Origin of the sequence: Virgibacillus halotolerans, assembly GCF_016908515.1 — a bacterium.
Taxonomy (GTDB): Bacteria; Bacillota; Bacilli; order Bacillales; family Amphibacillaceae; genus Virgibacillus_M; species Virgibacillus_M halotolerans.
Genome location: NZ_JAFBEA010000001.1, coordinates 296,505 through 322,201 on the forward strand (window position 1 = coordinate 296,505; position 25,697 = coordinate 322,201).

General features: G+C 37.0%; 31 protein-coding genes and 6 tRNA genes. 23 read left to right on the forward strand and 14 right to left on the reverse strand.

Features of this window, described 5'->3' with window-relative positions; genetic code table 11:
- The first annotated feature begins 18 nt into the window (after positions 1 to 18).
- Together JOC34_RS01490 and JOC34_RS01495 are read left to right on the forward strand one after the other, a co-directional pair.
- On the forward strand, positions 19 to 1,332 hold the full coding sequence (locus JOC34_RS01490; RefSeq protein WP_205134938.1) for a DEAD/DEAH box helicase: 1,314 nt from the start codon (positions 19 to 21) through the stop codon (positions 1,330 to 1,332).
- A 38-nt stretch (positions 1,333 to 1,370) separates the two neighbouring features.
- Positions 1,371 to 2,264: a deoxyribonuclease IV gene (locus tag JOC34_RS01495; protein ID WP_205134939.1), complete on the forward strand. Its 894-nt coding sequence runs from the start codon at positions 1,371 to 1,373 to the stop codon at positions 2,262 to 2,264.
- Between the two features lie 39 nt (positions 2,265 to 2,303).
- Here JOC34_RS01495 and JOC34_RS01500 read toward each other — a convergent pair whose 3' ends face one another.
- Positions 2,304 to 2,588, reverse strand: coding sequence for a DUF2624 domain-containing protein (locus JOC34_RS01500; RefSeq protein WP_205134940.1), 285 nt, complete (start codon positions 2,586 to 2,588; stop codon positions 2,304 to 2,306).
- A gap of 162 nt (positions 2,589 to 2,750) precedes the next feature.
- Between JOC34_RS01500 and JOC34_RS01505 the strand changes: the two genes are divergently transcribed.
- Positions 2,751 to 3,128 carry a hypothetical protein gene (locus JOC34_RS01505; RefSeq protein ID WP_205134941.1) on the forward strand — a complete coding sequence of 126 codons (378 nt, stop codon included), beginning with the start codon at positions 2,751 to 2,753 and terminating at the stop codon, positions 3,126 to 3,128.
- Positions 3,129 to 3,168: 40 nt separating this feature from the next.
- Here JOC34_RS01505 and JOC34_RS01510 read toward each other — a convergent pair whose 3' ends face one another.
- Entirely contained in the window at positions 3,169 to 3,489 is a 321-nt protein-coding gene (locus JOC34_RS01510) for a hypothetical protein (RefSeq protein WP_205134942.1), read from the reverse strand.
- Positions 3,490 to 3,565: 76 nt separating this feature from the next.
- Between JOC34_RS01510 and JOC34_RS01515 the strand changes: the two genes are divergently transcribed.
- The 13 genes from JOC34_RS01515 (at position 3,566) to JOC34_RS01575 (ending at position 12,976) form a co-directional block, all read left to right on the forward strand.
- Positions 3,566 to 4,201, forward strand: a complete 636-nt coding sequence (locus JOC34_RS01515) for an NfeD family protein (RefSeq protein WP_205134943.1) — start codon at positions 3,566 to 3,568, stop codon at positions 4,199 to 4,201.
- A 206-nt stretch (positions 4,202 to 4,407) separates the two neighbouring features.
- Positions 4,408 to 6,033: a Na/Pi cotransporter family protein gene (locus JOC34_RS01520; RefSeq protein WP_205134944.1), complete on the forward strand. Its 1,626-nt coding sequence runs from the start codon at positions 4,408 to 4,410 to the stop codon at positions 6,031 to 6,033.
- 17 nt (positions 6,034 to 6,050) lie between these two features.
- The gene (locus JOC34_RS01525) at positions 6,051 to 6,668 is read left to right on the forward strand and encodes a DUF47 family protein (protein WP_205134945.1); all 618 of its coding nucleotides are present in this window, start codon (positions 6,051 to 6,053) and stop codon (positions 6,666 to 6,668) included.
- A gap of 13 nt (positions 6,669 to 6,681) precedes the next feature.
- Positions 6,682 to 7,680: an inorganic phosphate transporter gene (locus JOC34_RS01530; protein WP_205134946.1), complete on the forward strand. Its 999-nt coding sequence runs from the start codon at positions 6,682 to 6,684 to the stop codon at positions 7,678 to 7,680.
- 288 nt (positions 7,681 to 7,968) lie between these two features.
- A tRNA-Asn gene (locus JOC34_RS01535) sits at positions 7,969 to 8,043 on the forward strand.
- 3 nt (positions 8,044 to 8,046) lie between these two features.
- Positions 8,047 to 8,123: transfer RNA gene (locus JOC34_RS01540), tRNA-Met, on the forward strand.
- Positions 8,124 to 8,148: 25 nt separating this feature from the next.
- A tRNA-His gene (locus JOC34_RS01545) sits at positions 8,149 to 8,224 on the forward strand.
- 14 nt (positions 8,225 to 8,238) lie between these two features.
- Positions 8,239 to 8,315, forward strand: a tRNA-Ile gene (locus JOC34_RS01550).
- A 9-nt stretch (positions 8,316 to 8,324) separates the two neighbouring features.
- Positions 8,325 to 8,417: transfer RNA gene (locus JOC34_RS01555), tRNA-Ser, on the forward strand.
- A 39-nt stretch (positions 8,418 to 8,456) separates the two neighbouring features.
- Positions 8,457 to 8,532: transfer RNA gene (locus JOC34_RS01560), tRNA-Phe, on the forward strand.
- A 222-nt stretch (positions 8,533 to 8,754) separates the two neighbouring features.
- Positions 8,755 to 9,366, forward strand: a complete 612-nt coding sequence (sodA, locus tag JOC34_RS01565; RefSeq protein WP_205134947.1) for a superoxide dismutase SodA — start codon at positions 8,755 to 8,757, stop codon at positions 9,364 to 9,366.
- A gap of 214 nt (positions 9,367 to 9,580) precedes the next feature.
- Complete coding sequence (locus JOC34_RS01570) at positions 9,581 to 10,852, forward strand: MFS transporter (protein WP_205134948.1); 1,272 nt, start codon at positions 9,581 to 9,583, stop codon at positions 10,850 to 10,852.
- Positions 10,853 to 10,903: 51 nt separating this feature from the next.
- Positions 10,904 to 12,976, forward strand: a complete 2,073-nt coding sequence (locus tag JOC34_RS01575) for a peptidoglycan D,D-transpeptidase FtsI family protein (protein ID WP_205134949.1) — start codon at positions 10,904 to 10,906, stop codon at positions 12,974 to 12,976.
- 139 nt (positions 12,977 to 13,115) lie between these two features.
- Here JOC34_RS01575 and JOC34_RS01580 read toward each other — a convergent pair whose 3' ends face one another.
- Positions 13,116 to 13,736, reverse strand: coding sequence for a hypothetical protein (locus JOC34_RS01580; protein WP_205134950.1), 621 nt, complete (start codon positions 13,734 to 13,736; stop codon positions 13,116 to 13,118).
- A 42-nt stretch (positions 13,737 to 13,778) separates the two neighbouring features.
- Entirely contained in the window at positions 13,779 to 13,985 is a 207-nt protein-coding gene (locus JOC34_RS01585) for a hypothetical protein (protein ID WP_205134951.1), read from the reverse strand.
- 280 nt (positions 13,986 to 14,265) lie between these two features.
- On the opposite strand from JOC34_RS01585, the gene rpmG reads away from it, so the two are divergent.
- The 4 genes from rpmG (at position 14,266) to JOC34_RS01605 (ending at position 18,080) form a co-directional block, all read left to right on the forward strand.
- Positions 14,266 to 14,415, forward strand: coding sequence for a 50S ribosomal protein L33 (rpmG, locus tag JOC34_RS01590; protein WP_205134952.1), 150 nt, complete (start codon positions 14,266 to 14,268; stop codon positions 14,413 to 14,415).
- A gap of 89 nt (positions 14,416 to 14,504) precedes the next feature.
- Complete coding sequence (locus tag JOC34_RS01595; RefSeq protein WP_205134953.1) at positions 14,505 to 15,050, forward strand: 5-formyltetrahydrofolate cyclo-ligase; 546 nt, start codon at positions 14,505 to 14,507, stop codon at positions 15,048 to 15,050.
- A 12-nt stretch (positions 15,051 to 15,062) separates the two neighbouring features.
- Entirely contained in the window at positions 15,063 to 16,073 is a 1,011-nt protein-coding gene (locus tag JOC34_RS01600) for a ThiF family adenylyltransferase (RefSeq protein ID WP_205134954.1), read from the forward strand.
- Positions 16,074 to 16,532: 459 nt separating this feature from the next.
- Positions 16,533 to 18,080 (forward strand): rhomboid family intramembrane serine protease, encoded by a 1,548-nt coding sequence (locus tag JOC34_RS01605; RefSeq protein WP_205134955.1) that lies wholly within the window; start codon positions 16,533 to 16,535, stop codon positions 18,078 to 18,080.
- Between the two features lie 24 nt (positions 18,081 to 18,104).
- Here JOC34_RS01605 and JOC34_RS01610 read toward each other — a convergent pair whose 3' ends face one another.
- A complete protein-coding gene (locus tag JOC34_RS01610; protein WP_205134956.1) occupies positions 18,105 to 18,947 on the reverse strand; it encodes a hypothetical protein in 843 nt (280 codons plus the stop codon).
- A 119-nt stretch (positions 18,948 to 19,066) separates the two neighbouring features.
- Between JOC34_RS01610 and JOC34_RS01615 the strand changes: the two genes are divergently transcribed.
- Both JOC34_RS01615 and JOC34_RS01620 read left to right on the forward strand, forming a co-directional pair.
- Positions 19,067 to 19,303, forward strand: a complete 237-nt coding sequence (locus tag JOC34_RS01615) for a YqgQ family protein (protein WP_205134957.1) — start codon at positions 19,067 to 19,069, stop codon at positions 19,301 to 19,303.
- Positions 19,279 to 20,250 (forward strand): ROK family glucokinase, encoded by a 972-nt coding sequence (locus JOC34_RS01620; protein WP_205134958.1) that lies wholly within the window; start codon positions 19,279 to 19,281, stop codon positions 20,248 to 20,250. Before JOC34_RS01615 ends, JOC34_RS01620 begins: the two co-directional genes overlap by 25 nt.
- A gap of 147 nt (positions 20,251 to 20,397) precedes the next feature.
- Here the strand turns inward: JOC34_RS01620 and JOC34_RS01625 are convergent, their stop codons facing one another.
- Positions 20,398 to 20,568, reverse strand: a complete 171-nt coding sequence (locus tag JOC34_RS01625) for a DUF2759 family protein (RefSeq protein WP_205134959.1) — start codon at positions 20,566 to 20,568, stop codon at positions 20,398 to 20,400.
- A gap of 154 nt (positions 20,569 to 20,722) precedes the next feature.
- Between JOC34_RS01625 and JOC34_RS01630 the strand changes: the two genes are divergently transcribed.
- Positions 20,723 to 21,352 carry an MBL fold metallo-hydrolase gene (locus JOC34_RS01630; RefSeq protein ID WP_205134960.1) on the forward strand — a complete coding sequence of 210 codons (630 nt, stop codon included), beginning with the start codon at positions 20,723 to 20,725 and terminating at the stop codon, positions 21,350 to 21,352.
- A 73-nt stretch (positions 21,353 to 21,425) separates the two neighbouring features.
- On the opposite strand, the gene JOC34_RS01635 is transcribed toward JOC34_RS01630, so the two are convergent.
- The 8 genes from JOC34_RS01635 to comGA all read right to left on the reverse strand — a co-directional run bounded on the left by JOC34_RS01635 (position 21,426) and on the right by comGA (position 25,658).
- The gene (locus JOC34_RS01635; protein WP_205134961.1) at positions 21,426 to 21,668 is read right to left on the reverse strand and encodes a DUF2626 domain-containing protein; all 243 of its coding nucleotides are present in this window, start codon (positions 21,666 to 21,668) and stop codon (positions 21,426 to 21,428) included.
- Between the two features lie 135 nt (positions 21,669 to 21,803).
- Positions 21,804 to 22,187 (reverse strand): hypothetical protein, encoded by a 384-nt coding sequence (locus JOC34_RS01640; protein WP_205134962.1) that lies wholly within the window; start codon positions 22,185 to 22,187, stop codon positions 21,804 to 21,806.
- Positions 22,159 to 22,608 carry a competence type IV pilus minor pilin ComGF gene (gene comGF, locus JOC34_RS01645; RefSeq protein ID WP_205134963.1) on the reverse strand — a complete coding sequence of 150 codons (450 nt, stop codon included), beginning with the start codon at positions 22,606 to 22,608 and terminating at the stop codon, positions 22,159 to 22,161. The genes JOC34_RS01640 and comGF overlap by 29 nt, the downstream gene beginning before the upstream one ends.
- Positions 22,556 to 22,897, reverse strand: a complete 342-nt coding sequence (locus JOC34_RS01650) for a prepilin-type N-terminal cleavage/methylation domain-containing protein (protein ID WP_205134964.1) — start codon at positions 22,895 to 22,897, stop codon at positions 22,556 to 22,558. Before JOC34_RS01650 ends, comGF begins: the two co-directional genes overlap by 53 nt.
- On the reverse strand, positions 22,884 to 23,309 hold the full coding sequence (comGD, locus tag JOC34_RS01655; RefSeq protein ID WP_205134965.1) for a competence type IV pilus minor pilin ComGD: 426 nt from the start codon (positions 23,307 to 23,309) through the stop codon (positions 22,884 to 22,886). Before comGD ends, JOC34_RS01650 begins: the two co-directional genes overlap by 14 nt.
- 2 nt (positions 23,310 to 23,311) lie before the next feature.
- A complete protein-coding gene (comGC, locus tag JOC34_RS01660) occupies positions 23,312 to 23,617 on the reverse strand; it encodes a competence type IV pilus major pilin ComGC (protein WP_205134966.1) in 306 nt (101 codons plus the stop codon).
- Between the two features lie 15 nt (positions 23,618 to 23,632).
- Positions 23,633 to 24,685 (reverse strand): competence type IV pilus assembly protein ComGB, encoded by a 1,053-nt coding sequence (gene comGB, locus JOC34_RS01665; protein ID WP_205134967.1) that lies wholly within the window; start codon positions 24,683 to 24,685, stop codon positions 23,633 to 23,635.
- Complete coding sequence (comGA, locus tag JOC34_RS01670) at positions 24,645 to 25,658, reverse strand: competence type IV pilus ATPase ComGA (protein WP_205134968.1); 1,014 nt, start codon at positions 25,656 to 25,658, stop codon at positions 24,645 to 24,647. The genes comGB and comGA overlap by 41 nt, the downstream gene beginning before the upstream one ends.
- Positions 25,659 to 25,697 lie beyond the last annotated feature (39 nt).

The window sequence follows — 25,697 nt, forward strand, 5'->3', positions numbered from 1 at the left end:
TCAAAGAGGAGTACGTTTATGAATAAAAACGATTTTAATCATTTTACTTTACAGCCCGAATTACAGGAAGTGATTCGCAAGTTGGGATTTCGCGAACCAACAGAAATACAAGAAAAGGTAATCCCAGAAGTTCTATCTGGAAAAAGTGTCATCGGTCAATCACGAACAGGATCCGGAAAGACACATGCCTTCCTGCTTCCTTTATTTAATCAGATTGACACGAATCTCGAGGAAGTGCAATTTGTTATTACAGCGCCAACAAGGGAGCTTGCGACCCAGCTTTATGATGAAGTTAAAAAGATTATCCGATTTGCGGATAAGGATCAGCAGTGTACGACCAAGCTGCTGATTGGTGGTACAGATAAACAAAGAATGGCCGAGAAGTTAAAGCACCCACCCCATATTATTGTAGGTACGCCAGGGAGAATTCTCGATTTAGTTAAAGCGGATGCTGTGTCGATTTATAAGGCGAAGTCCTTTGTCATTGATGAGGCGGATTTAATGCTTGATCTCGGTTTTATTAATGATGTAGACCAGCTACTAGTAAGATCCAAAAAAGATATCCAGTTATTGGTATTTTCGGCTACGATTCCACAAAGACTGCAACACTTTTTTAAAAAGTATTTAATTAATCCAGTCCATGTCAAAATTGACGATCATTTTTCTCCGGAAGCGATGGAACACCACTTGATTGCTGCAAAACATCGAGACATATCGGATGTTATTATTGCGTTATCTAAAACGATTCAGCCTTATTTGGCAATCATTTTTGCAAACAGTAAGGAAAAGGCTAATCAATTGGCCGCCTCCTTGCAACAAAGAGGAATGGATGCGGGTGTCATCCATGGCGGGCTAACACCGAGAGAACGTAAAAGGGTCTTAAAGGATATTCAAAGCCTTCGTTATCAATATGTTGTTGCAACGGATTTAGCATCCAGAGGTATTGATATTAAAGGGGTAAGTCATGTAATTAATGCACAGTTGCCAAAAGAAGAAGATTTTTATATCCACCGAGTAGGCAGAACAGCCCGTGCAGGTATGGAAGGCACAGCAATCAGCCTCTACACAGAAGAAGATTTGCTATTAATTGATAAATTGGAACAAAAAGGTTTAACTTTTACGTATTTTGACGTAAAAGATGGTGAATGGCAAGAAGCAAAGCCTTGGAATGAACGAAAACTAAGAAAAAAAACAACTACAAATATGGACAAAGAAGCATGGAAACAAGTACGGAAAACCAATAAAGTAAAACCTGGTTATAAAAAGAAAATGAAAATGCAACAAGAATCGATTAAAAAACGGTTAACCAAAAAATCAAAGTACAAAAAATAATAGATAAATTATAGAGGGAAACGGGAGAGGTGTTAGTTTTGTTAAAAATTGGATCACACGTATCAATGAGTGGTAAAAAGATGTTGCTTGGATCAAGTGAAGAAGCCGCATCCTATGGTGCAAACACATTTATGATCTACACAGGTGCACCGCAAAATACTAGAAGAAAACCAATCGAAGAGTTGAACATCGAAGCAGGCAGTGCACATATGAAAGAACATGGCATGTCAGACATTGTTGTACATGCCCCCTATATTATTAATATTGCCAATACCACAAAGCCAGCAACATTTGAATTAGGGGTGGATTTCCTCCGGAGTGAAATTGACCGAACCGCTGCACTTGGAGCAAAACAAATTGTTCTGCATCCTGGAGCCCACGTTGGCGCAGGTGCCGATGTTGGAATCAAGAAAATCATTGAAGGCTTAAACGAAGTAGTGGAAAAAGATAAAGATGTGCAAATTGCACTGGAAACTATGGCAGGAAAAGGTACGGAGATTGGCCGAAGCTTTGATGAATTAGCGAAAATTTTTGATGGTGTAACACACAATGAGCGATTATCGGTTTGTATGGATACGTGTCATATTCATGATGCCGGGTACGATGTTGTCCATGATTTTGACAATGTTCTAAATGAATTTGATAAAATTGTTGGCATAGACCGTCTGAAAGTAATCCATGTGAATGACAGTAAAAATGAACGCTCAGCCCATAAAGACCGTCACGAAAATATTGGCTTCGGTTATATTGGTTTTGATGCTTTACATCATGTCATCCATCATCCACAGCTACAGGACTTACCAAAAATTTTAGAAACGCCTTATGTTGGTGAGGACAAGAAAAATAAAAAACCACCGTATAAATTTGAAATTGACATGATCAAAGATGGTACATTTATAAGTAATTTAAAAGAACAAATTATGAATCAATAAAGGACAGGGCATAACGATCTGAAGTCGTTATGCCTTTTTTTAATTGAAAAGATGGCCTAAACCATAGGATTGAATAATTTCTTTAAAAAGCAGATCCGCTTTGTTTGCTGTTCCAGGATCTGTAATTTCAGCTAGTGCGGTAAACATTTTCTTTTGATCATGTGTATTAAACGGATCAACGGTATGGTTTTTTAAATAGGCTACAATCTTCTGGGCTTCGTTTTCGGTTAGGGAAAAATCGTATTGCTTTCCATAATAAAGCAATTCCTCACTTGTTAGCTGCTTTAATTTACTTTTTACCATTTCCTTTATAAAAATAGACATAATCCACCTCCTTTGAAAGGGATTCCTTAGGTACTGTATGCATTCAATTTTTAAATGCAACTTGACCAGCATATTGTCTTCCATAAAGTAACATAATTATATAAGGGAAGACTCCATAAACTATAACCGCACCTTAATATAACGTGCAGGGAGGTTTCATTAATGGATGACTTTAAAAGGGATAAAGAAGGCGATTTACCGGGTGAACACGGAGCGCATACAGATCATAACGATTTTGTTGAAATCGACCCAGACAGCTCCAGAAATGAAGAATTCGCGACTGAAATAACAGCTGATGACTATGATAGCAGAGTAGATAGGGATCATGATGATCATAGCGATGTCAATAGTACGTATGGCTGGATCGGATTGGCATTATCGGTTGTATCTTTTTTCATGATGCCTGTCATCTTAGGTGCTGCAGGAATCATCTTAGGCTTTGTTTCCAGGGCCCGAGGAGCAGATACGCTTGGTAATATAGCGATCGCAGCAGGTGTTATCTCTATTTTAGTAAGATTTTTAGTAATTCCTTTTATGTAACGAAAACGGGGCTGGTACCTGAATAAACCGGCCTCGTTTTTTATTCTTTATATGCTGGAAAGTAATAAAAGACGTGTGGTTGAAGATGGTAAGGGTCAACAGTTGGATTTATCCTTTGGAAATCTGCTATAATTTGGTTGAGGTCTAATTTTTTAATATGATGATGATTCATTTCTTCAACAACTGACAAAACAGTATCCCCAGGCTCGACCTTTATATGCATGATGGCAAAGTCTGTATTCCTCTGGTCTGGGGTATGATATGTGTTAATTGATTCAGTATGCTGGTTATTTTCTGCTAAGTCTTTATATATACTTATAAATAGTAATATAATGAATACATACAAAAGAAATTTTTTCATCTTGTTTTGCTCCTTTTATTGAAACAAATGGCCGTCATCATACGTATAAACAAATAGAGAGAAAGGAGATGGGAGAATGGAGATTTTTGATTATGTCTGGATGGGGTTTGTTATTACTGGGTTAGGCACATTATTCCTACTTGGTGAAATACTAGTAAATATGCGCGGCATTTTTGGTCTTTTAGGACTTGGATTTATGATCGTTTATTTTTCTGCCTTTGTTGAAACGAGCTCCTTTATCATTATGCTTATTATTTACTTTGTTGGATTATTACTGATCATTATTGATGGTAAAATATTAAATGATGGAACACTCGCCACACTTGGTGCAGCAAGTATGTTAACGTCCGTCGCGCTCGCGGCTCCTGATTTAACTTCCGGATTGTATGCTGTTGTTGGTGTGCTTATCGGTGGGGGTGCATCTTTCCTTTTTCTAAAGGTATTCAAAAAAAGAAAAATGTGGACGAAAATCACCTTGAAATATCAGCTGACAAAAGAAGGCGGCTACAACTCAATGAATGAAGGTTATGAGAAACTTGTGAACGAAGAAGCTATAACTTTAACCGATTTAAGACCTGTGGGGACAATTAAAATCCACGACAATAATTATAGTGCCGTTTCTAATGGACAATGGATTGCTAAGGATAGCCCGGTGCGAGTGATCGAAGTAGATGGTACTAAGATACTTGTTGAAAAAATAGAACAGGCTTAACGCAAAAAAATAATTTTCGAACGGAGAAATATCGTCCGTCGAGAATTATTTTTTTATTTAATTATACATAATTAGGGCAAAATGAAGTCGAATGTAAATTTAGTGTTAAGTTTATTGAAATCATCTTTACAAAGTGCTTATTTTCATCTAATAATAATGGTGGATGCGACAGAATCCAACATTTTATGGAGGGGCGGAGTATTTCATTGGATATTGATTTACAAACACTGCTATTTGAATTTATTGGTGGTCTGGGGATTTTCCTCCTTGGTATTAAATTTATGGGAGAAGGATTACAAAAATCTGCTGGTGATCGTTTAAAGGATATCCTTGATAAATTTACGAGTAATCCTTTTTTAGGTGTACTGGCAGGTATTATTGTGACTGTACTTATTCAGAGTAGTTCCGGTACAACCGTATTGACAGTTGGCTTGGTAAATGCCGGATTTATGACATTTAGACAAGCAATTGGCGTTATTATGGGGGCAAACATTGGTACGACTGTTACAGCCTTCATAATAGGTTTAGACATTGGGGAATATTCATTGCCAATTATGGCAGTTGGTAGTTTCTTGTTATTTTTCTTTAAAAATCAAAAAGTAAATGCAGTTGGACAAGCAGTGTTTGGCTTTGGATCTCTGTTTTTTGGTCTAGGATTAATGAGCAGTGGCATGGCTCCATTGCAAAGTTTGGAGACATTTCACGAATTAACTGTGAAAATGAGTGATAGTCCAGTATTGGGTGTAGTGGTCGGAACAGTCTTTACGTTAATTGTACAAAGTTCCAGTGCTACGATCGGAATATTGCAGGGATTATTCTCTGAAGGTGCTATCGAGCTAAAAGCGGCAATACCTGTATTATTTGGTGACAATATTGGAACAACAATTACTGCAGTTCTAGCGGCAATTGGGACTAGCGTAGCAGCTAAAAGAGCAGCGTTTACGCATGTTATATTTAACCTAGTTGGTGCAGTGATTTTCCTTATATTCTTAGGATTATTTACAACGTACATTACATTTCTACAAGGACAGTTTAACTTGAATCCGGAGATGACAATTGCCTTTGCACATGGTAATTTTAATATCTTTAATACGATCATACAGTTTCCATTCATCGGTGCTTTAGCATGGCTAGTTACGAAACTTGTACCTGGTGAAGATACGGTCATTGAATTTAATCCGAAACATTTGGATCCGTTGCTTATTCAACAATCCTCAGCATTAGCGCTGAACCAGGCGAAGGCGGAGATTGTACGAATGGGTGAATATGCACACCAGGGCTTGGAAGAAACAAACTTGTATTTGACAACGCAAAATCAAAAACATGCTGAAATGGGAATGCAAATTGAAGGGGCACTAAATAATTTGGACCGTAAAATAACCGATTATTTAGTTCATATTTCTTCAGGTACCATGTCAGAATTGGAAAGTAATCAACATACAGCATTAATGGATTCTGTTCGGGATATTGAGCGAATCGGTGACCATTTTGAAAATATTATTGAGCTGATTGATTATAAAATATCTAATAAAGTAACCGTGACAGAGGAAGCAAAAGAAGATCTTAATGATATGTTTGATTTAACGCTTTCAACTGTAAAACAAGCTATTAAATCATTGGAAAATAGCGATAGAGAAGCAGCCCTTGCCGTAATCCAAAAAGAGGACCAGATAGACAAAATGGAACGTGTTTACCGTAAGAAACACATTATTCGCATGAACGAAGGGCAATGCAGTGGTTCAGCGGGGATTGTATTCGTTGATATTATTAGTAATCTAGAGCGGATTGGCGATCATGCAGTAAACATTATTGAAGAAGTCTTAGAAAAATAGTATATGGAGGGTTTGCAGTGTTCAAGAAAACACCGGATAAATTTTTACTTTACCTTGTTGATTTTGCGAAACATTTAAATGAAACAACGAATTATTTCGTTAATTATAAGGTGAAGGATGTAGAAACACTAAAGGAATTTGCAAAAATAGTTAAGCGATATGAGTCAGAAGCAGACGAAAAAGTGCATTTGATCATTAAAAATTTAAACGACGCCTTTATTACGCCAATCGAGCGTGAGGACATTCTCCAGTTAACGTTGAATCTTGATGATGTAATTGATGGTATGGAAGACTTCACAGCTTTGATGGATATCCATCAAATCCTGTCCTCAGATAGTTATATTACTGAGTTCGCTGAATATATTTTGAAATCTTCGCAGGAAATTTTGTTATCAATCGAATTAATGGCGAAGGGTCGGTTGAAAGAAGTGGAACCACATGCGATCAAAATCAAGGATCACGAAAGCAAGTGTGATGATTTATATCGAAAGTCTTTAAAAAACCTTTTCCAAACAGAAAAAGACGCAATTAAAGTCATTCAATATAAAGAAATTTATGAAACACTTGAAAATATTGCAGATTACTGTCAGAACGTTGCCAGTACACTACAAAGTATTATTATGAAAAACGCGTAATGAGGGATAATTTATGGACAGTTTATTTATAATCGTCATTTTGATCGTTATTTTTGCACTCATCTTTGATTTTATCAATGGCTTTCATGACACTGCAAATGCAATTGCAACATCTGTATCAACAAAAGCTTTGACCCCTAGGAAAGCAATTATACTGGCATCAGTTATGAATTTTGTGGGGGCCTTAACGTTTACTGGTGTTGCCCAAACAATTACGAGTGGTATTGCTGATCCGTTTGAGTTAAATAATGGTACTACAGTTATTCTTGCCGCATTATTTGCGGCTATTGCCTGGAACCTGATTACTTGGTATTTTGGAATCCCGAGCAGTTCCTCCCATGCGCTCATTGGTGCAATCACTGGGGCTGTAATTGCTTCTGCCGGATTCACTGCCATACAATATACTGGTTTTTTAAGTATTCTTAAGGCATTATTCATATCACCTGTTCTTGCATTCGTAGTAGGCTTTATCATGTATGCAGTCATAAAAGTTGTTTTTAAAAATAGTAATTTGGCAAAAACAAATAAGCGATTTCGAATGGTACAAGTTCTAACTGCAGCTCTACAATCGTATTCACATGGCACAAATGATGCTCAAAAATCAATGGGGATTATAACGATGGCCTTGATTGTAGGCGGGATGCATCAAACAACAGATGTTCCTTTTTGGGTACAATTTTCCTGTGCGCTAGCGATGGCACTTGGAACGTCAGTTGGGGGATGGCGCATCATTAAAACTGTAGGTGGAAAAATCATGAAAATCCGTCCCGTCAATGGTGTAGCTGCTGATTTGACTGGAGCAGCTATTATTTTTGGTGCGACTTTGATTCATTTGCCAGTGAGTACAACACATGTTATTTCTTCGTCAATTCTTGGGGTAGGATCATCGCATCGTGTCAAAAGTGTAAATTGGGGTGTGGCCAAACGAATGCTTTTCACCTGGGTGATTACTTTGCCAATCACCGCATTACTTAGTGGAGTGGTGTTTTATATTTTAAATTTATTCATGTAGATATTAACATCATTGAATGATCCAGAATAAGGCTAAAAAACGCTTATTCTGGATCATTTATCACATAGTTATCGAAAATATTACATCATTATACAAAAAATAATTGTTTGGTATTGAAATCTAACTTTTTTAATGCTATAGTGAATATTGTTGTTTTAGCGTTCTTGCATTGAATTATATTTTAAATAAAAGTTATTGACAGATCTTGTCGTACATGGTAAATTATATTTCGTGCTGTTAATTATAATGTTAAACAGTCCAATACATATATTAAACTTAATTGATTATTCCACAGTAGCTCAGTGGTAGAGCAATCGGCTGTTAACCGATCGGTCGTAGGTTCGAATCCTACCTGTGGAGCCAAATGGCGGCGTAGCTCAGCTGGCGAGAGCGTACGGTTCATACCCGTAAGGTCGTGGGTTCGATCCCCTCCGCCGCTACCATTTATATTATATTTAAACAGTTATGGCGGTCGTGGCGAAGTGGTTAACGCACCGGATTGTGGCTCCGGCATACGTGGGTTCGATCCCCACCGGTCGCCCCATAAATGAAAGATTAGGACCCTTAGCTCAGTTGGTTAGAGCCATCGGCTCATAACCGATCGGTCGCAGGTTCGAGTCCTGCAGGGTCCACCATAAAAGCTCGGAGGAATACCCAAGTTCGGCTGAAGGGATCGGTCTTGAAAACCGACAGGGGTGTCAAAGCCCGCGGGGGTTCGAATCCCTCTTCCTCCTCCATACATATTTTGCAGTATGAAAAAAGTATTAATCCCAAATGGCTCGGTAGCTCAGTCGGTAGAGCAAAGGACTGAAAATCCTTGTGTCGGCGGTTCGATTCCGTCCCGAGCCACCATATATATACGTAATCATCAAGCAGATAATTTGCTTGTTTTTTTATTGTCTAAAATGTTTACGAGCCTATCTCAGTGGGAATATAGTTTTTATAAGATAGATTATCTGAGACATGTTCTGTTGGGCATATTGTTTGCATCAATGAGAATGCTTTGATAATCTTATGATATAAGGATGAGAATCCTTTATAATCATTGAAATATTCAGAGGAGGAAGTTTAATCATGGCAAAATTTGAATTACCCGAACTACCTTATGCATACGATGCTTTAGAACCTACAATCGATAAGGAAACAATGAACATTCATCATACGAAGCATCACAATACCTATGTGACGAAACTAAATGGCGCACTAGAAGGTAATAGTGATCTTGCTAGTAAATCATTAGAAGATCTTATTAGCAACTTGGACGCTGTACCTGAAAATATTCGTACAGCGGTTCGTAACAACGGTGGGGGACATGCTAACCACAGCTTTTTCTGGAAATTACTTTCACCAAATGGTGGTGGAGAACCTACAGGCGAACTAGCGGATAAAATCAACAGCAAGTTTGGTAGCTTTGATAAATTTAAAGAAGCATTCGCAACCGCTGCAACAGGTCGTTTTGGATCTGGTTGGGCATGGTTAGTTCTTGACAATGGTGAACTGGAAATAACAAGTACACCGAACCAAGACAGTCCAGTAATGGAAGGTAAAACACCATTACTTGGTCTTGACGTATGGGAGCATGCTTATTACCTTAAATATCAAAACAAACGTCCAGAATATATTTCTGCATTCTGGAACATTGTAAACTGGGATGAAGTTGCAAAAAATTATAACGAAGCAAAATAAAGATATAAATAAAAAAACACGGGGATCTGCTCTCCGTGTTTTTTTGTGTGTCAAAAACGTCAGTTTTCAATTTTAGAAATAAGGAATCAAAATTACCTACTGTATAGGTGTTACTAAGAAATGGACAATAAAAAGATTGGTAATTACCAAGTTTTCTAATGCATATCTCTATGTGAATCGACCACACTATGATATACAAAAGGGGTCATGAGCTATGCATAAAAGTCTTCAATTTATTGTAGGAAAAATGGATATTAACCGGGATTTGTTATTTTTATTAGTTATTGGCGGTCTTTATTCATTAGGGATCTTCCTTTCTAATACTTTTGTTAACATTTATTTATGGAAACAATCGGGTGATTATATTACCATTGCAGTTTATAATTTAGCGGTTTGTATTTTCCAGCCAATTACATTTATTTTGGCAGGTAAACTTGCAAAGAAAATCGACAGGATTATTGTATTACGCTTAGGTGTGATATTTTTATCGCTGTTTTTCTTAAGTGTATTAATCATTGGGGAACATGCAGCAAAATATAACTTTATGTTAGGAAGCTTATTGGGAATCGGTTATGGTTTTTACTGGCTTGCCTTTAATGTGTTAACCTTTGAGATCACAGAGCCGGAAACAAGGGATTTTTTCAATGGATTTTTAGGCGTATTACAATCTTTTGGTGGAATGGTTGGGCCACTTATAGCCGGAACAATTATTGCCAAAATGACTGCGAATGCTGGGTATACTACAATTTTCAGCATATCTTTTATACTATTTATTTGTGCGGTTTCGTGTAGCTTTTTCCTAAAAAGACGTCAAGCAGAGGGAGATTTTCACTTTGTTCGCATCTTGCAGGAAAGAAAGCATAATAAAAATTGGAAACGGATATTATATGCACATCTATTTCAGGGATTAAGGGAAGGGATATTTCTTTTCGTGATTTCTATCTGGGTTTTCCTAATCACCAAAAGTGAATTCTCGCTTGGTATGTTTAATTTGTATTTATCGGGACTTTCGTTTGTATTTTATTTTATCGTAACGAAATTTATTAAACCGCCGATGAGGAAAAAGGCGATATTAGTTGGTGGGATTATACTTTACCTTGCAATCTTTGTCATCCTGTTTAAAAGTAGTTATCTATTACTCGTTGTATACGCAATATTGATTGGGATTGCTTATCCGATTATTAATGTGCCATACATGTCGATGACCTATGATGTGATTGGAAAAGCATGGAAAGCGAAAGACATGCGTGTGGAGTATATTGTCGTACTTGAACTATTTGCAAACATTGGTCGAATCATTTCCATTACTATTTTTCTTATCGCCGTATCGATGTTTAATGCCGAGAAAGTTATCCCATTATTATTAGTTATTTTTGGTGCTGGACATTTGTTTGTTTATCTTTTCGTTAAAAATATTTACCTTGGAGGGTCCCCCAAAAAAGAAGTTATCATGAAAGAACAAATAACTGACGAAAAAAGCCGCTAAATATGGTAAAATCTAATATAGATAAATTAACATTTTTGCGGGGGATATTTAATGGCCAAAGAGAAAAAGAAAAAGGCACAATTGCCTATTCGGTTAAATATATTATTTTTTATTGTGTTTTTAATGTTTTCGGTATTAATTTTACAACTAGGTATTGTACAAATATTGAATGGGGACTCCTATCGAAGCGAAATCGAACGCACAATCCAGGATACAACGGAGAACCCAGTTCCGCGCGGTAAAATAGTGGATCGTAACCATAAGGTAATTGTAGATAATAAGCCGCTCTATTCGATTACATATACACCTGCAAAGGGTGTTCAGGCAGAAGAACGCTTGAAAGTAGCGGAGAAATTGGCTAATTTTATTTCGATGGACACTGAAAGCGTTACTGATCGGGATAAAAAGGAGTATTGGTATCTAAAACATACCGATGAGGCAGATTCACGATTATCTGAAAAAGAAATTAATGAACTGGATAATGCTGAACAATATAAGAAAACCTTAGAGAAAATCACGGATGAAGAGATTAAAGATTTCTCTAAAGATGAACTTCAAGTAATCGCGGTAAAAAAAGAACTGGATAAGGCTTATTCATTAACACCACAAACGGTTAAGAATGAGGGCGTTACACCAGATGAATATGCACAGGTGGCTGAACACCTGGATGATCTACCAGGTGTAAATGCTACAACAGACTGGGAAAGAGAGTTTAAATCCGGCGAGACATTCAGTAGTCTGATTGGATCCATCACCTCACAAGAACAAGGTATTCCAGCAGACAAGGAAGATTACTTTCTGACCAGGGGATATAGTCGGAATGATCGTATTGGAAAAAGCGGATTAGAAGAGTATTATGAAGATATGCTCCGGGGAAGAAAAGAAAAAATAGAACATACCACAACGAAAAATGGTACGATTCTTGATTCGAAAACGGTTGTAGAAGGACAGCGTGGTAAAGATTTAGTGTTGTCGATTGATATAGATTATCAGGAAAAGGTTGATGAAATTGTTCGTGATGAGCTGAAGAAGGCGAAGAGCAGTCAACCTTATGATAATCGTTATTTGGAAGATGCACTTGCTGTCGCAATCAACCCAAGAACAGGAGAACTTTTAGCTGTGTCCGGACAGCACTATGATAAAAAGAAGAATAAGTATGATAATGCAGCATATAAAGCATTGTACGATGCGCATGTACCAGGTTCCTCCATTAAAGGTGCCACAGTATTAGCGGGGCTACAATCAGGTGTCATTTCTCCTGGTGAAACAATTTACGATAGTCCAATTAAAATTAAAGGGACGGCACAGAAGAGCTCTCTTTCTAAAAACATTGGATTAGCCAGTGATACGGATGCATTAAAAAAATCATCTAACGTATATATGTTTTATATTGCCTTACGTATCGGTGGAGAAAATCGTTATCCATTTCCTGACAATGCTTCAGCTAGGTTTGATACGGGAGCCTTTCAGAAGATGCGGAATTATTACGGCCAATTTGGTCTAGGCGTGCAAACGGGGATTGATTATCCGTTTGAGTCAGTAGGTTATGAAGGGGAAGTTAAAAATGACGCGGGTTTACTAATGAACCTTGCAATTGGTCAGTTTGATACGTACACTACCTTACAAATGGCACAATATGTATCAACAATTGCAAATGATGGCTACCGCGTCCGACCGCATTTTTTAAATGAGGTACGGGAACCAACTGGTGATAAAGATAAAATGGGGCCGGTATTTAAAAGTGTAGGTACCGATGTAATGAATCGGTTACAAATGCAGGACAGTTATATCGAACGTGTTCAAGAAGGATTTCGAAGAGCTTTCCAGGAACAGGGTGGTACTGGTTACAGCTATTGGGGTGGTAAATCTTACGATCCTGTGGGAAAAACAGGAACTGCTGAGAGTTTTTATAAAGACGGGGATAATTTGGTAGAAACGGATAATTATTCTTTAGTCGGCTATGCGCCAAGAGACGAGCCAGAAATTGCTTTTGCTGTTATTGTTCCTTACCTAGGAAAAAATAACCAATATAAGATCCAACATAATATCGGTACAAGACTGATGGACGCTTATTTTGATTTAAAAGAAAAAAGAGATGACGATAGTAAAGAAAAAGAAGATTAAGCAGAAATCCTTCCATCCAAATTTGGGATGGAAGGATTTTATTTTGTTACACATATTCAACACCAAATTAAACCTATCACAAGCAAAAAAACACAGTGCCTGCAATCAGACACTGTGTTTTTGTACAGTAATTGAACCGTTACCTCGTTATTGCTTCAGCTATTTCTTTGAAGCTCATGTCGCTGTTTACCTTAAACTTACCAAGCTGTATTTTTTCACCGTAGCCATTATCTGTTAAGTAAAGATTGAACTTCGTAGAATTATCTATGATGCCGTTAGCTTCAAGTCTATCGCTGATTGTGGAAGATAGTACACCATCATTAATATTAATTGTGTATGTTTTAGTCTCATCTTTGTCTTTTTCGTCATCTTTATCTTTTTTATCTCCTTTACCCTTAGCATCCTCTTTGTCATCTTTTTTCTTAAAAGTTTTTTCTTTATCATCTACTGCTTTGTCTGACTTGTCCGCTTTGTCGACATTTTGTTTATCTTTATTTTGCTCATCGTCTTTCTTCTGATCAGCATCTGGTTTTTCCGCTTCGTTTGCTTTTTGTTGCGTTTTATCATTATTAACAGAAACTGCAATATATTCTTCCTCGGTTACCACGCGATAGCCTTCCTCTTTTAAACTGGAAGTCATCTCGTCAATGGATAAATCATCTGCGGTTCTAACAGAATCATCAAAGTAGAAGATGCCGATCAGCATGATAATACCTGCAGTAAATAAGCCGATAGCAAATGCTCGTACTGGTTGTCTCATATTTCTCTCCCTCTATATGTTCACATTCATAACTTGTCTATTTTAACGTTTATCCTGACCAATATCATCAGACAGTAATTCTTCTTCTAATATTTTAATTTTTTTCTTCATCTGATATGTATCCTGCATCGTTGTTATTGAAAATTGTTCAATCTGGTTTTCCAAATCTGCAAATTTATCATGAAGAAAAAATGATAAAATGAATAAAACCACCGCAACGCCAATCATTGCCATTACTGTAAAAAACATTTATTACCCTCCATTTCTTCGGTTCCACCAATATAGTTTATTCCGTGTATTAATATAACGCACTAAAACGAAATCCGCCATGAATAGACATATTTGTACAAGGCATTGTATTATATGGTACAATATATTTATACCATATAATTGGCTTGGAGAAAACAAAAATATTTTTTATTTTTCATCAGATTCTTGAAAATTTTTCTAACATCTGCTATTATAATTAAGTCTGAAATGAAAAATTTTATCTCTATAAAGCGAGTTTTAATAGTTTGGAGGGAAAACCATGCGCGTAAACATTACTTTAGCTTGCACTGAAACAGGAGAGCGTAATTATATTACTACAAAAAATAAACGTACGAATCCTGAGCGTATTGAGCTTATGAAATATTGCCCACGTGTTAAAAAACACACTTTGCATCGTGAAACGAAATAATTTCAGCGGAACTCTTATCATACAAATTGATAAGAGTTTTATTTTTACACAATAATTCATGTTCAGGTCATGATACAAGGAGGATTAATATGGATAAGCAGAACCTGCGTCAAACAACCATCCAAAAAGTAAAAGAACTGACAACGAAGGAGAAACAACAAATAGAGGAAAGTTTAATTAATCAATTGGTAAGTTCCACATTGTGGCAGCAGGCAAACACAATCGGTGTTACCATGTCCCAAGGATTTGAATGGGATACAAAGGCGATCATCGAGCGGGCATGGGAACAAGATAAAACCGTTTGTGTTCCAAAATGCGAACCACAGCAAAAGAAACTTACTTTTTATCAATTGGATACATATGATCAATTAGAGGTTGTATATTACAAATTATTGGAGCCAAAACCTGATCCGAAGAAGCAAATGGACAAAAAAGCAATTGATTTATTGATTGTACCAGGTATTTTGTTTGATCAGCAGGGCTATCGAATTGGCTTTGGTGGAGGGTATTATGATCGATTTTTAATCGATTTTCCTAACCAAACAGTTTCGTTGGTTAGTGCCATACAATTAGTGGATAAAGTGCCATCAGAATCATTTGATATCCCTGTTCAACATCTGATTACGAATATGTAGGAGGGACTTTAAATGAACGTGAACCGCTACGCTCGTCAGGTATTATTCTCATCGATTCAGGAAAAAGGGCAAGAGATGTTGGCAGGGAGCACTGTACTCGTTGTTGGTGCTGGAGCTTTGGGAACGGTTATATGCAATCATCTGGTTCGTTCCGGGATTGGGAAAATCAGGCTGATTGATCGTGATTATGTTGAATTAAGTAATTTACAAAGGCAGATGCTATTTGATGAGGAAGATGTTCGTCAGGCACTACCGAAATCCGTGGCTGCAAAACAAAAATTAGAAAAAATAAACAGTTCCATTACAATTGAAGCGATTGTTGGCAATGCTACTTATGAAAATATAAAGGAGTTAACAGACGGTGTTGATGTTGTCATGGATGGTACTGATAACTTTTCTACAAGATATCTTCTCAACGACATATGCTATAAAAAAGGTATTCCGTTTTCCTATGGGGGTGTCGTAAGCTCACGCGGGATGACTGCTTTTTTTATCCCAAAAGAGACACCATGCTTAAGATGTATTGTAAAAGAGGGCGCAGACCATGGACAAACATGTGACACGGTAGGAGTGATTTCACCTGCAGTGGATGTTGTTTCATCTCTGCAAGTAACGGAAACGATGAAATATTTGACCGGCAATCAGCAGTATTTGCGGTATACATTGCTTACTTTCGATGTTTGGTTCAATCAACAATACGATATGAAGTTTAAGCAACCAAATCCACAGTGCCCGGCTTGCCAACGGGAGGAATTTCCAGCACTTCAGGCAAAAGCAGCGGATCAGGAAACGATATTATGTGGTCGAAATACTGTCCAGATACATGAAAAAACAGCCATCGATCTTCAACAATGGGAATCTCGTCTCACGAAGGTTGCTACTGTTCAGCGAACCCCTTTTTTATTAAAGGCAGTCGTTGACTCCATCGATTTCGTGTTGTTTCCTGACGGCAGGGTACTTGTTCAAGGGACAGAGGACCCTATTGTTGCCCGCACCATGTATGACCGTTATATTGGTTCGTAATGCATAATTTAAACGAAATTAGAAAATAACTAAGAACACCACGGAAAAGAAGGTGTTTGAATGAGAATACTGATTGTTTTGGCTTGTGCTGCTACTGTATTGACGTTTCTCTTTAAATGGCGTTATCGTGTGGTCAATACTCTACTGGCCATTAGCTTTCTACGTAAGTTGGCTGTTATCATATCCATGAATATGCCTGCGATACGTGCAAAAGTGCTACCAGGTTTATTTAAAACTCAATCCTAGATTTCGTTAGGAGACGTTCGAAGGCATTGATACAATAGGGAAGTTTCCTATCTATATAAAAAGAAGTTGTTACCTAACAACTTCTTTTTATATGCAGTAAAACAGACAATAATGCAGGGAAATGACCTTTCACGATTACTTTCCATCTATTTGAGGAATTAAGTGGCTAATGTATGCCTGATTTTGTTATGATGGATGTCAGGGGGTTGATGTATGTATTTCAATGAACCGTATGCCGTATACGAGTTAGCATATCAATTAGTGACTGACAATCAATATGAAGTATTACATATCGATAGGGATCATCATGAAATATGGTTGGAAAAATATGAAAATAAAGTATCGAAGGTTATCCGTTTAATACCTACAGGATTCGCTTGGAAAAATCATTTAAAGCGGGATATTGCAGTAGTATTTCAAAAGGCGAAAGCGATGAAAACATTATTAACCGGGAAACAAGTGGAACTTTATAATGTTTATATATCTTCAGAAACACCGATAGACGATTGGGAAATGTTTAAAAAACCGATGCAGCTGAATGAAAAGAATCCGATAAAAATGCACGTCTTTTATTTATCGGAAAATGACTTCACAACTGAGAAAACAAGATTTGAACAATCTATTGGCGTCCCCTCCATGAATATGTCACAAGAAGACCCGGAAGAAACGATAGAAGAGAAGATTGCTGAATATCAAACCTATTTAATAGGCACACAGCAAAGCGTGCAAAAAGAAACGGAAGAAGTTTTGACGTTTGGAAAGCCATTTTTCACTTATATTTTATTGGCAATTAATGTGCTTATTTTCCTATTGCTTGAGTTAAATGGTGGAAGCACACAAACAGAAACACTGATCCAATATGGCGCCAAATATAACCCGGACATCATTGATGGACAATGGTGGCGATTGATCAGCTCGATGTTTTTACATATTGGCTTTATCCATCTATTTATGAATATGCTTGCTGTCTTTTACATAGGTGCAACTGTGGAGCGTATTTATGGTTCCTGGCGATTTTTATTAATTTATTTTATGGCCGGAATTGGTGGATCGTTAGCGAGTTTTGCATTTACGACGAACGTTTCTGCCGGAGCATCCGGCGCATTATTTGGCCTATTTGGTGCGCTACTATTCTTCGGGCTGAAGTATAAGAAAATATTCTTCCAAACCATGGGAAGTGGCATCTTGCTTTTAATCGGTATTAATATTGTGTTTGGCTTTACCGTACAGCAAATTGATATGGGGGCACATATTGGCGGATTGATTGCAGGGTTTATCGCTGCTGCAATTGTTCATTTGCCAAAAAAGAAAAGTTTTTTGCTGCAATTTATCGCATTGATTGTTTATCTTGTTTTGGTAATTGGTATAGGTGTATTTGGTGTCCATAATAACTTGAATAGTGATGCATATCAATTAACAAAAATAGAAGCGTTAAATGATCAAGCAAATTATGAAGAAGTAGTCGATGTTGCGACAGAAGCATTGAAAAATGCTGGAGAACTGGAAGCCTTTATATTATTCCAACGATCATTTGCTTACATTCAATTAAATGACATTGACTTGGCGATTGAAGATCTGGAGAGTAGTATCGTGTTGGATAATACGGTTCCTGAAGCACACTATAATCTAGCCTTGCTGTACCATAATACAGGCCAGGAAACGCAGGCAGAAGATAGTATTAAGGAAGCATACAAACTGAATCCGGATGATGAAGGATATTTGGAATTATATGAGGAAATCATTGGTGAATCCCCTGAATAAAAAAAGTGCCATTTCGGCACTTTTTTATTCAGGATATTTTTGGATCAGTTGCTGTTTCTTACCATTGAGTTCGAATAGTACGAGTAAATGCGCTTGTTGTTTATTAAATAAGACGATCGGGATAAAATTGGAATCCTGTTTTTCGTTCAAAGTTGTTGCAGGGATAACATAATTTTTGTATAAACCTTCCCACAATTGACCAATGATTTGGTTGGTTTCAGCTTGTGACAACGATGGAAGTGGTTCATTATCGTACTTGTTTAACGCAGTGATAGGTACGGCGAGGTAGGAATCACTGTCAATATCGAAATAAGAAAATAATTGATGCCAGTGAAACAGCAATTGCTGTTTTGTTGTCTTATCCAGTAAGCTTTTCCATTCTGTCTCTTCGCGGTTTTCAGGTGATGTGAAAGCTGTTAAAGCTGTTTTAGTGGTGTCAACAACATATAATTCTGCTGCTGACATATGTTGAATACTCTTGATTTGATCGTTGGGAAAGTGAATTTCCCCGTGATGAAAGGATATGGTTTGAAATAAACTGCTTTCTTTAACAGATAATGATTCTTTGATGGCAATCTGATTCGTGTCTTGTTTCCATTTACTACGGGCACCTCTTAATTTACCATTCTCAAATAATAAAGAAACATCCTGTCTTAAATACATGCTTTTGTCACTTGTGGAATCACTTGTCCAGTTTATCTTTCGATCTGTATCCATTTCTAAATTTGATTCAGCTAAGGTAAATTGACTCTGTTCATCAAGTGGGAAGTAACCGACAACAGGAAGCGTACTTGATTTCATGAAATAAGTTATACCAATCACACCAATTAATAAGATAAGAGAGAAAAGAACGATCCATTTATTCATTACATTTCATCCTTTGATAAGTTGTCCTTTTTAAGAATATATGAAAGTGGAAGACATTTATGCCATGTGAGTAATTCCTAAACACAAATGAATTTGGTATAATGGAATTGGTGATGAAAATGAAAACGGTTTATGATGTGCAACAATTATTAAAAAAGTTTGGTACGTTTGTATATACGGGAGATAGAATTGGCGACCTGGAATTGATGGAAATGGACATCGATGAACTGTATCAAATGGAATTTATCCAGACAGAAGTGTTTCAATTGGCAAAATTAATTTTACGAAAAGAAAAAAGACAGTTACAAGAAACCAAAAGGAGGTTATACACTTGGCAGATTACATTATCGGAATAGATATTGGAGGAACTACAGTAAAAATCGGTATTATACATAATCATGGTGATATTTTGACAAAATGGGAAATACCTACAAATACTACAAATGCGGGAAAATCTATTATAGATGATATATGGCATTCACTTGATCAACGGTTAACGGAAGAGGCAATCGATCGTTCCACAATTCTTGGAATTGGTGTAGGTGCGCCCGGTTTTATTGATGTGGATACTGGATTTGTGTTTGAAGCAGTAAATATTGGCTGGAAGAATGTGGATCTAACAGATCAATTAAAAGCCAAATCAGGACTTCCAGTCTTTTTGGAAAATGATGCCAATGTAGCGGTATTAGGTGAGAATTGGAAGGGCGCAGGAAATCAGGCGAAAAACGTGATTGCGATTACGCTAGGAACGGGAGTTGGCGGTGGAATCATTGCTAATGGTTCAGTTGTTGACGGCGAGAATGGGATGGCAGGGGAGATTGGTCATATGACTATCGATCCGGATGGCTGGCCATGTAATTGCGGTCGCAGAGGCTGCTTGGAAACGATTGTATCGGCGACAGGGATAGTACGTCAGGCGAAACAAGTAATTACTGGAAATCCTACAAGTAAATTGGCTGCGTTTGTTCAGGAGTACGGGGAAATTACAACGAAGGATATATTTCAATTAGCAGGGGAAGGGGATACATTAAGTGAAAGCATCATTCAGCATACCGCGGATATATTGGGCATGTTCATTGCGAATATGGCCGTTACGCTCAATCCATCTAAAGTGTTAATTGGTGGTGGCGTATCAAAGGCAGGTGGGCAGTTATTAAAAGAGATTATTGCTGCTTTTGACCGATACGCCTTACCGCGGGCTGCTGCAGTGTGCGATATAAGAGTTGCCCAATTAGGAAATGATGCTGGCATGATTGGCAGTGCTTTTCTAGTGAAACAAAAGGAATTAAACGTAAAATTTTAACTAGGATTGCCTCTGGCTAGGAAGATAGGATAACGAGGAGGAAAAGTTTTGATGAGTAGTAACTGGTACAATATGTTGTTACTGCTAAAGGCAAACAAATAAAAAAAGCTAACTTTTTGAGTTAGCTTTTATCGTTATAGGTTTTAATTAACCGGAAATCTCAGAAATAATCGTTGCTATTGAGAAAAATCCAAATGCTACTGCTGCGATTGCTGAAAAAGCCAAAGCAAATAAATTTTTATATTTCAGCTGGCGAATCACGGACACAACTGCAAGTAAAGCAACAAGTAATAGTAAGATTGCTAATACGACATGCATTTATTTCATCCTCCTTGTGTACTTCTTCCTAATTGGTAATGGAATGTCATTTGTATTATTATGTAATGAAACAGTTATATTATTTATTTTATAGTATATTTTAGTTTTTGTCGAGTTATTTCATAAGTTTTTATAAAAGGGAGTGGAAGATGATATGTTGAAAATGAAACAAATGTCATTGGGACCATTGGGAACCAATTGTTATATTGTATATGACGAAGGACAGGCGCTGGTGGTTGATCCGGGAGGTGAGGCAAACCAAGTTATTGCCTTTCTCCAGCAGGAACAGTTATCAGCTCAGGCAATTTTATTAACACATGCACATTTCGATCATATTGGTGGGGTACAGGCGTTAAGAACTGATTTAGGACTAGATGTATACCTGCATCAAAATGAACAGGATTGGCTCGGTAATCCTGATTTAAATAGGTCCGGATCGTTTGGATCGGAGGTCGTCACTGATCCTGCTGAACACATGCTAAAACCAGGTGAACTGAAAATCGGTCCATTCCAGTTTGAAATCATACATACACCTGGACATTCTCCAGGGAGTGTCAGCTTTGTTTTTGCAGAAGAAGGGTTTGTTATTAGCGGAGATGTGTTATTCCAGCAAGGTATCGGGCGTACCGATTTACCGGGCGGAGACATTGATCAGCTAGAGACAAGTATAAGAAATCAGCTTTACGCATTGAACGATTCGCTTACGGTGTATCCTGGTCATGGTCCAGAGACAACGATTAAAGCAGAAAAAAGAAACAATCCTTTTTTCCCTGATCGATCTTAAATTGTGACTATAACCTTTATCAATGATTAAGAAAACCCTGCTTATTTTAATAAGCAGGGTTTTCCTGTTCTTCTTACTGTCCAAAACCTGGTACGAGAATAAACTCTGAATACCAAGTAAATCCAACCATAAAAATGGTACAATAAGCACCGAACAGATACATATACATGCGTTCAGATAATCTCAAATAACTTACTGTAAGGAAAAAAGCCGTTTGTACTAAGAATAATAGTGCTGTTTTTTGCATATCTCCAATAAAAAACATGACTGTAAATATCCCTGTCCAAAAGGCAAGCACACGAAACATTCGATCCATGCTTTTCCCCCTCCTTTTTGGTAACCTTATCAAAGTTATTATAAACCAGGTGAAGCAGATTGTAAATGAAACTTACTAAACAAATGAATTTTTTGCCAGATAGTAACATATTTATCGCTTATTTTCCGACAAAATTCAATCTATATCATTATTCACTTGTAGTGTATTGGTGATGTTATACTTTGATTGCTGTTCTTTTGTAAGGATTGTAAAGTAAAGTTCATATTGATTACCATGGATATCATCAATTAATATGTCCACAGTTCCATCAGGAAATGCATAGCTTACGATATCTTTTTGTTTATTATATTTATCGAGCTCTTCTTTAAATTTTGTACGTCCCATTTGAAATAAGCTTTCTATTTTAACCTGATCTATTTGGTTTGCTGTTATTTGCAAATCATTTCGGTAAATTGCAATGTTGGACATGGTTAAAATAAAAATGAGCGAAGTAATAAAAAGCACATACGATAAGAAAAATCCATGTTGGTTAGTTATAAAAGACAATTGTTTTTTCATAGTGTTCTCCTTGTAATGAAGTCACAGCTGCGCGGATACCATAATCATGGGAGCTAAAAGATAAATCCTTTACATCGCGCAAATAAGTCTCATGCCCCTTTCTATTCACTTGCCTACGAATCAGGTCCTGATATTTTTCAATGGTTACCGTAGTCGTGTCATCGATCACTAATATTAGTGCCGTTTCACTCACTTGGTAATCTGTTGCCTGTATGAAATCATCACGTAAAAATTGAAAAAACTGGTTAATGGCCATTTCATCATACTTGGTTGAATAGTTAGCAGATTTGGTTACATAAGCTAACAACGGTAAACTCATTGCCAGTATCGTGAGCATTAACAGCATCGATATAAAGGTGAACCCTTTTTCATTTTTGTGGATAGCCATAAAGGCAGATCGTTTCTTTGGATTTTTTAACATTTTCCCAGTTTGCACACCCTTTTATCAAGTTTTTTTCTTTTGTGAAATCAAAGGATATCTTTTTGTGTTTGCTGTTTTTTGTGAAATGCACAGGTATTACGTTCGGATCGTCCCATAGAAAAGCTTGTAATTCATCATGAAGTTGGGATGAAATTGTTCGTCGGTCACTCAAGATTACACGTTCATTGTTTAATAGGGAAAAAATCGGAACAAAGGTTGAGATGATAAACATCAGCAAGCTAGTGGCGATTAAAACCTCAATCAAGGTAAATCCATCAGATTTTAACAATATAGCACCTGCCTTTCCCAAGGGGAAAAACAATATGATACGTTCCGTTATTTGTTGTTACCTTTATCGTCCTTGGATTGATGATCGTACCTGTTTCATGGAAGACGATATCTGGTTTTGTTCTTGAATCTATTTTTAATCCTTTGGGATAATTGCGAGTTGCCATGGAGTTACCGTTCGCCTTACGAAGTATATAACGATCATCCAAAAATCTCAGATAGATTATTTCATCAGTTGTGATGGAGGAATTTTGAATATAAAGCACATCAGATTCAAATGTTTTAAAAAACTGTTCAATCTGTTGCTTTTCCAGTGTTGTCAGATTTAATGGGATACTAATGAACAATAGAAGGGACAAAATGCCCATTGCAAAAAGAACTTCTAATAGTGTAAATGCATTATTGTTACGCATCGTTACTTACTGGGTGCTGTGACGACACCATCTTTAAGTATTAAGGCGCCACCGCTTTTACATGACTTCTGATCATTCGTAATAAATTCTGGTACTAAATCATCTAGACTGACTGGGCGCTTACCTTTCTCTAATTGGTAGGCTTCGACTTGGGCTTGGACGACGGAAACAAGTGCTTCACATCCTTTTTCATTCACATCTTTACTCCTGCCGCTCAAATTCGGTACAATTAGTATAATTAATACGGATATAATCATCATTACAATTAGCATTTCTATTAGTGTGAAACCTTTTTCGTTTTTAAACATATTTAAAATCTCCTTTTAAATGGTTTTTATGAGTTGAAACATCGGCCACATCAGTGTTATATAAATAAAAATGATAAAGCTTGCAAGTATGATAAAAAACAAAGGCTGAATAAATGTAATCGCCTTGATTATTTTTCGTTCGATTTCTTCCATCAACATTCCAGCATAAACAGTTAAATCCTTCTCCAATGCCTGTACATCCGCATTATTGCGAAAAATCGTAGTTAATTGTCGCTCCAAAAATGCAAATTGCGAAATTAAGCTTGTAATGTGTAATCCTCGCGTTAATTCTGTTGTCATTAAGGTTGAGTAATGTGCAATGATAGGTAATTTCTGTTGGTGTGTCATATGTTCGAGAATTTCTTTGAAGGACATACCTGTTTTTAGAAGGTTACTGAAGTGTGTTGCAAAGAAAAAAGAGGTTTGCAGCTTTAAAAAAGTTCGGAAAATCGGTACTTGGTTGTAAAGTTTCATCTGTTTCTCAATGGGAACATGCTTTTTCGTCACGTGCCAAACAAATATTGCGATAATGATTAAGATGAGTAGGATGACGACAAGATTACCTAGAAATTCGATGATCATCATGGAGAAATTTACGGTTGCCGAAGCTTCTGTACTTGTTTGAAAGAGGTCTACAAATGAAGGGAGCACGGATTTTTTAATGAAATATAGGAGCACAGAGAAGATAAATAATAATATGAGCGGATATCGCACGATCTGTTGAAACTTTTTTGTGTAATTCATCCGCTGCTCATACATCTCAATACATTTATCGATACTTCCTAGTAGATCGCCATTGGCTTTTACAAAATACAGATAAGATGTAATCGAATGGTTAAAAGTAGCTTGTTCAAAGGCTTTATCAATCGTTAATCCATTTTTCAATGCTGTCGTAATCTGTGTAGCGGGTTCAATCATCTGCTTATCCCATTGAATGGATTCTAATGCAGAAAGTAAGGGATAACCGTTATTTAAAAGCCGATGCAGCAGTTTTAAGAATCGTAATTGAACCTCTTTTGGCAGTTTTTTATTGCGAGTTTTTGTAAACCGCTTCAGAAATATATCCATATGCAAAAGCCTTCTTTCTCAAATGGTCAAAAGACTGGATGGTACTTGCTTTATCACTGGCATTGCTATTCAACGTATTTTCCAGTGACTTTCCATCTAATAACTCCAATATAGCTGCACGTCTTTTCGTATGGTTATTTTGTTGAACGGGTATTAATTGTAATGCAGCAACTGCAATTAATGATTGTTGCAAATCGGTTTGATTAAGTCCCATTTCTAAGAGTCGATGAATGGTTCCTTCAGCATTCTTAGCATGTAGCGTACTTAAGACAAGGTGTCCCGTCAATGAAGCATCAAAAGCAAATTGTGCCGTATATTTATCGCGGATTTCTCCAATCATAATGATATCTGGATCATGTCTAAGGGCGGCCTTTAATCCTGTTTGATAAGTAATGCCCGCTTTTTCATTCACTTGGACCTGCAGAATGTCATTGATTTCTTTCTCGATGGGATCCTCTAATGTAATGGTCTGGTACGATTTTTCTTTTAAAATAGCTTGCAATAAAGCATAAAGCGTAGTGGTCTTACCACTTCCGGTTGGTCCGGTAAACAGGATGATTCCTGCTCGATTTGTAATCCATTCCTTTAATTGATGTAATTGATTTGGAAAAAGGAAAAGTTGTTCCAGGGTGAGATTTTCTTCTTGTGGAAGGATACGAATTGCCAGGCTTTCCGTGTGGTTAATTGGTAGCGTTGATAAGCGAAGGGAGTAGACTTGAGATGTTTCCCGATAGTTAATGACACCATTTTGCGGTTTTCTGATTTCACCAATGTCCATTTCTGATGTGAATTTATAATAGGTTAGCAACAATTGATACTGCTGTATACGGATTCTTTTGTAAAAGATTCGTTTGCCATGGATGCGAAAGTAAATGTCGGTATCATCTGAGAATGGATAAAAGTGAATATCTGATGCCTGTACTTCAAACGCGGCTGTAAGTAGCTTCTTTGATAGGGCTGCGGCAGGATTCAATGCATTTTTCACCTCCTTAAATAATTTGCAACAACTACT

Coding starts and splice junctions, on each gene's coding strand:
- JOC34_RS01490 (WP_205134938.1), top strand. CDS start 19: ATGAATAAAAACGATTTTAATCATTTTACTTTACAGCCCGAATTACAG.
- JOC34_RS01500 (WP_205134940.1), bottom strand. CDS start 2,588: ATGTCTATTTTTATAAAGGAAATGGTAAAAAGTAAATTAAAGCAGCTA.
- JOC34_RS01505 (WP_205134941.1), top strand. CDS start 2,751: ATGGATGACTTTAAAAGGGATAAAGAAGGCGATTTACCGGGTGAACAC.
- JOC34_RS01510 (WP_205134942.1), bottom strand. CDS start 3,489: ATGAAAAAATTTCTTTTGTATGTATTCATTATATTACTATTTATAAGT.
- JOC34_RS01515 (WP_205134943.1), top strand. CDS start 3,566: ATGGAGATTTTTGATTATGTCTGGATGGGGTTTGTTATTACTGGGTTA.
- JOC34_RS01530 (WP_205134946.1), top strand. CDS start 6,682: ATGGACAGTTTATTTATAATCGTCATTTTGATCGTTATTTTTGCACTC.
- sodA (WP_205134947.1), top strand. CDS start 8,755: ATGGCAAAATTTGAATTACCCGAACTACCTTATGCATACGATGCTTTA.
- JOC34_RS01570 (WP_205134948.1), top strand. CDS start 9,581: ATGCATAAAAGTCTTCAATTTATTGTAGGAAAAATGGATATTAACCGG.
- JOC34_RS01575 (WP_205134949.1), top strand. CDS start 10,904: ATGGCCAAAGAGAAAAAGAAAAAGGCACAATTGCCTATTCGGTTAAAT.
- JOC34_RS01580 (WP_205134950.1), bottom strand. CDS start 13,736: ATGAGACAACCAGTACGAGCATTTGCTATCGGCTTATTTACTGCAGGT.
- JOC34_RS01585 (WP_205134951.1), bottom strand. CDS start 13,985: ATGTTTTTTACAGTAATGGCAATGATTGGCGTTGCGGTGGTTTTATTC.
- rpmG (WP_205134952.1), top strand. CDS start 14,266: ATGCGCGTAAACATTACTTTAGCTTGCACTGAAACAGGAGAGCGTAAT.
- JOC34_RS01595 (WP_205134953.1), top strand. CDS start 14,505: ATGGATAAGCAGAACCTGCGTCAAACAACCATCCAAAAAGTAAAAGAA.
- JOC34_RS01600 (WP_205134954.1), top strand. CDS start 15,063: ATGAACGTGAACCGCTACGCTCGTCAGGTATTATTCTCATCGATTCAG.
- JOC34_RS01605 (WP_205134955.1), top strand. CDS start 16,533: ATGTATTTCAATGAACCGTATGCCGTATACGAGTTAGCATATCAATTA.
- JOC34_RS01610 (WP_205134956.1), bottom strand. CDS start 18,947: ATGAATAAATGGATCGTTCTTTTCTCTCTTATCTTATTAATTGGTGTG.
- JOC34_RS01615 (WP_205134957.1), top strand. CDS start 19,067: ATGAAAACGGTTTATGATGTGCAACAATTATTAAAAAAGTTTGGTACG.
- JOC34_RS01625 (WP_205134959.1), bottom strand. CDS start 20,568: ATGCATGTCGTATTAGCAATCTTACTATTACTTGTTGCTTTACTTGCA.
- JOC34_RS01630 (WP_205134960.1), top strand. CDS start 20,723: ATGTTGAAAATGAAACAAATGTCATTGGGACCATTGGGAACCAATTGT.
- JOC34_RS01635 (WP_205134961.1), bottom strand. CDS start 21,668: ATGGATCGAATGTTTCGTGTGCTTGCCTTTTGGACAGGGATATTTACA.
- JOC34_RS01640 (WP_205134962.1), bottom strand. CDS start 22,187: ATGAAAAAACAATTGTCTTTTATAACTAACCAACATGGATTTTTCTTA.
- comGF (WP_205134963.1), bottom strand. CDS start 22,608: ATGTTAAAAAATCCAAAGAAACGATCTGCCTTTATGGCTATCCACAAA.
- comGD (WP_205134965.1), bottom strand. CDS start 23,309: ATGCGTAACAATAATGCATTTACACTATTAGAAGTTCTTTTTGCAATG.
- comGC (WP_205134966.1), bottom strand. CDS start 23,617: ATGTTTAAAAACGAAAAAGGTTTCACACTAATAGAAATGCTAATTGTA.
- comGB (WP_205134967.1), bottom strand. CDS start 24,685: ATGGATATATTTCTGAAGCGGTTTACAAAAACTCGCAATAAAAAACTG.